Below are 8,306 nucleotides of genomic sequence, written 5' to 3' on the forward strand. Positions count from 1 at the left end.
CGTCGCTGAGAACCCGCGTTCCACCGGTAACAGCAGAACGATCACCACCCGCCTCGCGGATCACGGGAGCAGACTCGCCGGTAATTGCTGATTCATCGACGGAAGCGATACCTTCAATGACTTCGCCATCGCCCGGAATCATGTGCCCGGCGCTGACCTGTACGACGTCACCCGCCCGCAGTTGCGAGCTGGCAATCTGCTCGATGCCGTTCTTGCCAACACGGAATGCTGTTGTTTCTGATTTAGCCTGGCGCAGAGCGTCGGCCTGGGCTTTGCCGCGGCCTTCGGCCATGGCTTCCGCGAAGTTTGCGAACAGAACCGTGAACCACAGCCAGAGCGTGATCTGCAGATCGAACTGGAAGTGCCCACGCTTGGTAATGAGATTGAGAATGAGCAGCACTGTGGTGAGAACGCTGCCGATCTCCACCACGAACATGACAGGGTTCTTCATCATGACCTTTGGTGAAAGCTTCAGCAGTGCATCCACCGTGGCGCGGCGGACGATCTTGCGATCAAACATGGAGCGGCGTTTTGCGTGCGACATCTCCGGTCTCCTTAGAAAGTCTGTCCGGCGCCGAGCAGCAGGTGCTCAAGAATCGGACCCAGTGAAAGTGCAGGGAAGAAGGTCAAAGCACCGACAATCACAATGACTGCGGTTAGCAGAATCGTGAACAGCGGCGTGGTGACCGGAAATGTGCCGGAGGACGCCGGGACAATCTTCTTGCCGGCAAGGTTGCCCGCAATCGCCAGCATCGGGATGATCATCATGAAGCGCCCGAAGAACATCGCAATGCCCAGCGTGTAGTTGTACCAGTGGGTGTTAGCATTCAAGCCCGCGAAGGCGGATCCGTTGTTGCCGGTTGCCGAGGTATAGGCATAGAGGATCTCTGACAGACCGTGAGGCCCGTGATTCGCAAGACTGCTTAGGCCAAGATGCGGCATCAGCACCGTGACCGCGGCAAAGCCAAGAATCAATAACGGGAAGATCAGGACGTACAGCATCGACAGCTGCACATCGTAGGCTTCGATCTTTTTGCCGAGATACTCCGGAGTCCGGCCTACCATCAAGCCTGCGATGAAGACCGCGACAATCACGAAGACGAGCATGCCGTACATGCCTGCTCCGACTCCGCCGAAGACGACCTCGCCAAGCAGGATGTTCACCATGGGCACCATGCCGCCAAGAGGCGTAAAGCTATCATGCATGGAGTTCACCGCGCCGCAGCTCGCGTCGGTAGTGACGGTGGCAAACAGCGCGCTGTTGGCGATGCCGAAGCGTACCTCTTTGCCTTCCATGTTGCCGCCGGAGTGCAACGCGGAGACATGCTGATCAACGCCGTGCATCAAGGGATTGCCATGTGCCTCGGCCCAGTAACACGTCAGCACAGCAACAAAACACAACAACGCCATGGCGGCAAAGACAGCCCATCCATGTTTCGGAGAGCCAACCATTTGGCCAAGCGTTGCCGTCAGTGCCGCTGGAATCAGGAAGATCGCCAGAATCTGCAGGAAGTTGCTCAGCGGAGTCGGATTCTCAAACGGATGAGCGCTGTTCGCATTGAAGAACCCTCCGCCGTTGGTGCCCAGCATCTTGATCGCTTCCTGCGATGCAACCGGGCCCTGAGCGATGGTCTGTGTTGTGACCGTGGTCTGTTTTCCATCTGTTCCGGTGACGGTCTGCGGCTCGACGAGCTTGACCGTGTCGTACGGTTTCAGGTTCTGGACCACTCCCTGCGAGACCAGGACCAGAGCGAAGATCGCTGACAGCGGCAGCAGGACCCAGAGGGTTCCGCGCGTGAGGTCAACCCAGAAGTTGCCAAGTGTCTTCATCTCGCGCCGCGCGATGCCACGAATGAAAGCGATTGCGAGTGCAAGTCCAACCGCTGCCGACCAGAAGTTATGCGTGGCCAGGCCAAGCATCTGGGTCAGATAGCTCATCGTGGACTCAGGCACATACGATTGCCAGTTCGTATTCGTAGTAAACGAGATTGCGGTGTTCAGGGCAAGATCCGAGGCTACGCCTGGCAGGTGCTGCGGATTTAGCGGTAGCACCTGCTGTAACCGTTCTACGAGGTAGGTCAGTACCAGCGTTGCGGCGCTGAAGACCAGCATGGCCGTGGCGTAAACGCCCCAGCTCATCTCTTGTTCAGGATTAACTCCGGTCAGGCGGTAAAGTAAACGCTCACATGGGCCGAAGATAAAATCGAGTGGTGTACGTTGTCTTTGGAAGACGCGCGCCATGTAAGCGCCGAGTGGTTTTGTGAATAGCAGGACAGCGGCAAAGAAGACCACAATCTGAAGCCAGCCATTGAGAGACATTTAGAACTTCTCCGGGCGAAGCAATGCGTAGACGAGATACGCCATCAGTGAAAGCACAATGGCGAGAAGAACGCAGTTGAGAATCATTGGTTCTTTCCTTTCAGCCGCRCACAGCCATGGACATACAGAAGGCTGAGCGGAAAAAGAAGGATGAGCGTAATGCCTGCGATGACATCGGGCACGGTGTCCCCCTCGGGCCAATTACCACTGGCCCTGTTTGTTACCCCACCAGAAGACAAGCCCGAGCGTTGCAGTCGGCTGTTGTTTAACCAGCACGCCCACCCTGTCTGTGGTGAAGAAGTTTTGGTTGGAAAAATCTCTGCGGTACTCAGCACGGGCCAGCATGCCCGGCGCAAGCTTACGATCGGCGACGAAAGTGAACTCCTTCAGAGCCTGTGTCTTTCCACTGAATAGAGCTCCGCGGTCGTCGAAGTACTCAAAGCGGCTGCCGATACCCCAGTCCTTCGGAAGCGCATAGCGTATATAGGCCGCCACAATCGCCACATGCGCGGGGTTCGACTCCTGCTGCACACGGCTAATCACGTAATCTGCTTCGCCTACCAGCGTGAGCCTGGGGGTTACGTTCCAGGTCGCATAGGTGTCGAAGATGTGGTTCCGTCCGTTCGGAGCCGGCGTGATGTTCGTCGTTGGAAGGCCGGGCTGCGTGGGGTAGGTCGGAGCCCCCGGGTTATCTGTCGGCAGGACGTCGCGCTGCTCCTGGCCAAAGTAGTAGTTCACGTTCCATGACGGTAATAGGGCAGATAGTTGAAGGTGAACGAGCGAGAATAGGCGATCTGATCCTTGGTGTAGTTCCCCTCTACTCCCAGGGCGCTGGCGAACTTACCGAAGTCGATCTGCAGTCCACTCCCGACCGGGGCAAGATAGCTGCCGTAAGCCTGGAACAGATTGCGCCAGACCTGTGTCCGCTGCTCGTTCGCATAAGAGCCCTGCAGTGTCTCTGTCGCCTGGCCAAACTGCAGGTCGAGGCGTCCGCCAAAACGGCTGTCGATGGTGGGAATACGCTCCACGACCAGGGAAGCCTGGTTGATGCTGAAGCTATTGCTGGTGACATCGTAGACACGCAACAAGTTGGCGCGTCCGATGGGCTGGTTGAAGTTGTAGCCGTAGTAGCCGTCAAGACCAAAGCCGAGCGTTGTTCCGTGCAGGAGGTCGTCCACCGTAGCCGGGGCCGCAGCGGGTGYGGATGCGACCGTAGTTGCCGTCGGTACAGCCGGTGCTGGAGCCGAGCTCGAAACAGAAGGCGCGGAGGAAACAGGGGCCGGAACGCCGGTTGTTGGTGCGGCAGGTACGGTCGCCGAGGTAGCTTCTGCCTTCTCCAGGGCATCGAGCCTGGCTGCCAGGCGAGCAAGCTCTGCCCGCAGCTCTGCGATCTCTGCCCGTCGGGCGGCTGACGGATCCGGCGCTGATTGTGCCGTCAGCGGGAAGGCTGCGAGAAGGAGAAACGCTACAGTGCTGGCCAGAATCTTCATACGAACCCTGATATAGATTCAACGGCCAGGGTCCGTATGAAATTCATAGGAAAAGCGTTAAAAAGTCATAAGAGTTCATCCCGGCCCTCAGGATTGAACCGGTAACCGACCCAGGGTTCGCTCTGGATGTACTTGGAGTCGTCCGTCTCGATCTTCTTACGAAGCTGGGCCACCAGCACGCGCAGGTATTCCGGCTGATTGGCTCCCGCGACGCCCCAGATCGCCCGCAACAGGGTCTTGTGGGTAAGCACCTTTTGCGGAGCCTTCGCAAACAGGAGCAGCAGATCGAACTCCTTCGGCGAGAGATGGATGTGCTCACCGCGCATCGTAACGGTATGGCTGTCCTGGTCGATCTCGAAGTGACCGACATGCAGCACGGGGTGTGGTGTGTCTTCCGTCCGTTGGCTGCGGCGCAGATGAGCCCGTACCCGGGCTAACAGCTCCGGTGTTCGGAAGGGCTTTGTGACGTAATCGTCTGCCCCCTCGTCCAGTGCCTGCACCTTGGCCTCGTCATTGTCCCGCACGCTCAACACAATGATCGGTAACGTATGGGTCTCGCGAACCCGCTTTGTCAGTTCAATACCATCCATGCCCGGCATGGCGATATCGGTGATCAGCAGGTCGGGTACCGCCTGCGCGATCGTTGATAACGCGGAGCCTCCGCTCAAAGCCGTATTGACGGCGTACCCGCTGGCCTGCAGCGAAGTACGCAGCATGCGCAGGATCTGGGGATCGTCGTCCACGATCAGAATGTTGGCGCTCATCGAGACTCCTGGGTGATGATGTGCAGGTCCACATGCGGCGCTTCCGACATGAACTTCTGAATAGCCAGATAATATAGATACTTTTTCAGGCCGTGYAGGGCCGAGCGTCCGAACAGCGCCTGGGTAATGCGCTGTTCCTTGACGAAGGCCGCCGTGGCAGAGGCAACACTACTACCAGTTAGATGAACCACCGTGGCGCCCAGATTCGTGGCGAACTGGATGTGAGATTCCAGCGTCTTTTTGCGCTCAGGCTCTTTGTCCCGTTCGCTGTCGACGTGCAGGACGTAGAGCTCTCCGTCCAGAGCTTCGGCAAGCCGTGCGCCGCGCCCGATCAGGTCCCGAGCCTCCGGGTTTGCGCTGATGCACACTGCAATTCGTTCCGCTACGGTCCATTGGGGGCCGAGACGCTTGCGTTTGACATAGTCGTCCAGCGTTCGGTCCACAGCGCGGGTTACCCGCTGCAGCGCCATCTCGCGCAGGGCGATCAGATTCCCCTGGCGAAAAAAATTCGAGAGCGCCCGCTCGACTCGTTCTGAAGGATAGATATCGCCGCGGCGCATGCGCGTGATCAGGGCCTCCGGCGTCAGATCGCTGATTACGATCTCATCCGCCTTGTCCAGAACCCAGTCAGGGACCTGCTCATGAACTTTGATCCCGGTCAGTGCCTGCACCCGCATGCTCAGGCTCTCGACATGCTGGATGTTGATGGTCGAAAGTACATCGATCTTGTTTTCCAGAAGCAGCAGAACGTCTTCGTAGCGTTTCTTAGTGCGGCTTCCTTCAATATTGGTATGCGCTAACTCGTCTACCAGCACGACCTGGGGCATGCGCGCCAAGATGGCATCGACGTCCATCTCGGTGAAGACCGTGCCTTTGTATTCGATCTCTTTGCGGGGAATCTGCTCGAGTTTCTCGGCCATCTCCAGGGTGCCGGCACGGCCGTGGGTCTCCACGACGCCGATGACAACGTCTTCGCCACGGCTGCGCCGGCGCACGCCTTCACTCAGCATGGCGTAGGTCTTGCCAACTCCGGGAGCATATCCAAGAAAGACCTTGAAGCGCCCGCGTGTTTTCTCCGTGTCACTGGTCTTCAACCACTCTTCAGGAGACTTGCGATAGTCAGACAAGGCTTAGAATGCTCCTCATGAACTCGCGCAGGATCGTCGCCATTACGCGTTGGACGTTCTCCATTGTCGCACTGGCGGGAATCATCTTTGTCTACCGGCACTGGCTCCACGTCAATCCGACCACGGTCGCGCTCACGCTGTTGTTATACATCCTTGTGCTTGCCTCCACCTGGAGCCTGCGGCTCGCTGTCGTCACTTCGGTGCTGGCCACGCTGGGTTACAACTTCTATTTCCTTCCGCCGGTCGATACGCTTACGATCGCGGATCCGCAGAACTGGCTTGCGCTATTTTCCTTTCTAAGTACGGCGTTGATCGGTAGCCGGCTCTCTCAAAAAGCCCGGGACGAGGCGGAAGACGCGCGCTCCCGCCAGCGAGAGCTCGAAACGCTCTTCGCTCTCAGCCGCGAGATGCTGGCCACCGATAACGTTGCCGCCCTCATTGACGGAGTTCCGCGGGCAGTCGTGGCGACCACCAAGGCGCGTTCCGCCGTCCTGTATCTGCTGGATGAGGACATCATGTTCCAGGCAGGAACGGAAGCGACCTCTGAGCATCAGCGGCTCTATCTTCGACAGGAGGCGCAGGATGGCAGCGGGATAATTCGTACCGGAGATGAAGTCAGGGTCGTATTGAAGGTCGGCGTGAAGCCTCGAGGCATCCTCATGCTGCGAGGAGCCGATCTCTCCGACGGCGCCCTGGAAGCGATCGGCACCATCATCTCCGTTTCGCTCGATCGCGCCAAGGCGCTCGAGAACGTGGCTCATAGTGAGGCCACCAAAGAAAGCGAGCGGCTTCGCAGCCTGATGATCGATTCCATCACTCATGAATTGCGTACACCGCTTACATCGATCAAGGGAGCGGCGAGCGCGCTGCTCTCCGATGAAATCCAAAAAGACGAGGACAGGCATGAGCTGTTGACCATCATCGATCAGGAGAGTGATCGCATCAATCGTCTGGTCTCCCAGGCAGTAGAGATGGCGCAGCTCGACGCGCGCCAGGTCCATATGACCTTTGAATCTGTGGATATCGACGATGTCATCTCCGGCGCCATCAAGGACGTGAGCTGGGTGGAGGAAAGAAATCCCATCGATGTACGTATCCGGCAAAAGGAACCTGTACGCGCTGACTTCGAATTTCTAAAGAAAGTGCTGGGAAATCTCCTCGAGAACGCTGCGAAATACTCCGCAGAAGGAAGCCCCATCGTTCTTACGGCCGAGGTGCAGGGGAACAAGCTGGCTATCAGTGTGGCCGACAAGGGAATCGGCATCGATCCGCATGAACAGAGCCTGATCTTTGATCGCTTCTATCGCGCTCCGATTCACAACCAGCGAATCTCCGGTACAGGGATGGGGCTTTCGATCAGCCGCTCCATCGTAGAGGCACATGGAGGTTCTATCGATGTCGTCAGCCGGCCAGGTGAGGGATCGGTCTTTGCCTTCACCATTCCTCTGGCTGCTCCTCAAGTCACGTAGCTCAGGAAAAGCAACTGGTTGCTGACCAGCTTCATCCGACTCTCACACACTCATGACAATGAATGGAATTAGCCGATTTTTGCTGACGGGCTCACTTTTCTGCCTGTTGCCGCTTGCATCCGCCGCGCAACCCGCTATCCAGCCGGCTTCCGCTGAGTTTTTACTAGCTGAGAGTGCGGTGCAACTGCTGCCCGACAGCCCTGGTTTCGTGCGTTCTGCTGCCCTGAACGCTGAGGCACAGAATACAAGCACGATCGAAGCGGCAGAGGTTGCCCCAGCCATCAAAACCAATGTGGCCAGGAAATATACGCGTATCATTCAGCCGGGCCAGCAGGCCCAGCCCCTTACGCCAGGCGACAAGCTGATCCTTGGTATCCGCAGCCAGACTCGGCCAATGTCCCCTGTAAGCTGGCTCGTTTCAGCGGGCTTGAGTCATCTCAGGGATGGGCGTCCGCACTATGGAACTGACAGCGGAGCCTTTGGTGAGCGTTTAGGGGCCGCAGCTCTGAAGCAGAGCACGCAGTCGGTTCTGGTACTTGGTGTCTTCGCCGGCGCGTTCCACGAAGATCCTCGCTACTACAGACAAGGCCGCAGCCACTCATTCATGAAGCGCGCCGTCTATGCCGCGTCGCGTGTCCTCATTACCCGCACCGACTCCGGCCAGCCGAGCATCAACTGGGCGCAGATCTGCGGTATGGCCGGTTCTGCCGCTATTACGAACCTCTATGAGCCCGAACGCGATACCGGGTTTACCCCGACCGCACGTAGCTTTGGGGATTCTTTTGTTACCGGTGCGGCGTCGAATGAGCTGCGCGAATTTGTGGCCGATGCTATCGCTATGATTCGTCGCAAGAGGTAGAAAATAGGGACCGCGCTAGAGTACTCTCGCATGGAACTCATATGCCGAACGCCGCATCCGAGACGCGCCGCGAGCTGACCATTCTTGGGCTGCTTTCGCCCTACAAAAGGCAGCTCTGGCTCGGTTTGCTCGCAATCGCCGGCGAAAGCATTGCCGGGTTGCTCGAGCCCTGGCCTCTGAAGATCGTTCTCGACAATATCTTCAAGGGCAAGGATATGAGCGGCTGGCTCAACCGTTTCGTCCACTTCGTCGCGGGTCAGTCCACACAGGGTATGCTG

Annotated in this window: 7 protein-coding genes and 2 pseudogenes; 3 read left to right on the top strand and 6 right to left on the bottom strand. The window is 57.9% G+C overall.

Annotation, left to right across the window (positions count from 1 at the left end):
* The 6 genes and pseudogenes from AB4043_RS13195 to AB4043_RS13220 all read right to left on the bottom strand — a co-directional run.
* The coding region (locus tag AB4043_RS13195; protein WP_442307245.1) for an HAD-IC family P-type ATPase at window positions 1–544 on the bottom strand (544 nt) is incomplete at its 3' end.
* Between the two features lie 11 nt (window positions 545–555).
* Complete coding sequence (kdpA, locus tag AB4043_RS13200) at window positions 556–2,319, bottom strand: potassium-transporting ATPase subunit KdpA (protein ID WP_442301730.1); 1,764 nt, start codon at window positions 2,317–2,319, stop codon at window positions 556–558.
* Complete coding sequence (kdpF, locus tag AB4043_RS13205; RefSeq protein ID WP_442301839.1) at window positions 2,320–2,406, bottom strand: K(+)-transporting ATPase subunit F; 87 nt, start codon at window positions 2,404–2,406, stop codon at window positions 2,320–2,322.
* A gap of 114 nt (window positions 2,407–2,520) precedes the next feature.
* Window positions 2,521–3,809: pseudogene (locus AB4043_RS13210) on the bottom strand (outer membrane beta-barrel protein).
* Between the two features lie 65 nt (window positions 3,810–3,874).
* Window positions 3,875–4,573 carry a response regulator transcription factor gene (locus AB4043_RS13215; protein WP_442301728.1) on the bottom strand — a complete coding sequence of 233 codons (699 nt, stop codon included), beginning with the start codon at window positions 4,571–4,573 and terminating at the stop codon, window positions 3,875–3,877.
* Window positions 4,570–5,700, bottom strand: coding sequence for a universal stress protein (locus AB4043_RS13220; protein WP_442301727.1), 1,131 nt, complete (start codon window positions 5,698–5,700; stop codon window positions 4,570–4,572). The genes AB4043_RS13215 and AB4043_RS13220 overlap by 4 nt, the downstream gene beginning before the upstream one ends.
* A gap of 17 nt (window positions 5,701–5,717) precedes the next feature.
* Here AB4043_RS13220 and AB4043_RS13225 point away from each other — a divergent pair, with 17 nt between their 5' ends.
* From AB4043_RS13225 to AB4043_RS13235, 3 genes and pseudogenes are all read left to right on the top strand, one after another.
* Window positions 5,718–7,169 carry a sensor histidine kinase gene (locus AB4043_RS13225; protein ID WP_442301726.1) on the top strand — a complete coding sequence of 484 codons (1,452 nt, stop codon included), beginning with the start codon at window positions 5,718–5,720 and terminating at the stop codon, window positions 7,167–7,169.
* 79 nt (window positions 7,170–7,248) lie between these two features.
* Window positions 7,249–8,028 (top strand): hypothetical protein, encoded by a 780-nt coding sequence (locus AB4043_RS13230; RefSeq protein ID WP_442307246.1) that lies wholly within the window; start codon window positions 7,249–7,251, stop codon window positions 8,026–8,028.
* A gap of 41 nt (window positions 8,029–8,069) precedes the next feature.
* Window positions 8,070–8,306, top strand: a pseudogene (locus AB4043_RS13235) (ABC transporter ATP-binding protein); the annotation flags it as partial.

Origin of the sequence: Terriglobus sp. YAF25 (genome assembly GCF_052113305.1) — a bacterium.
Lineage (GTDB): Bacteria > Acidobacteriota > Terriglobia > Terriglobales > Acidobacteriaceae > Terriglobus.

What these genes read in the sequence shown, in the direction of transcription:
- kdpA (WP_442301730.1), bottom strand. Translation starts at nt 2,319, where the DNA reads ATGTCTCTCAATGGCTGGCTTCAGATTGTGGTCTTCTTTGCCGCTGTC.
- kdpF (WP_442301839.1), bottom strand. Translation starts at nt 2,406, where the DNA reads ATGATTCTCAACTGCGTTCTTCTCGCCATTGTGCTTTCACTGATGGCG.
- AB4043_RS13215 (WP_442301728.1), bottom strand. Translation starts at nt 4,573, where the DNA reads ATGAGCGCCAACATTCTGATCGTGGACGACGATCCCCAGATCCTGCGC.
- AB4043_RS13225 (WP_442301726.1), top strand. Translation starts at nt 5,718, where the DNA reads ATGAACTCGCGCAGGATCGTCGCCATTACGCGTTGGACGTTCTCCATT.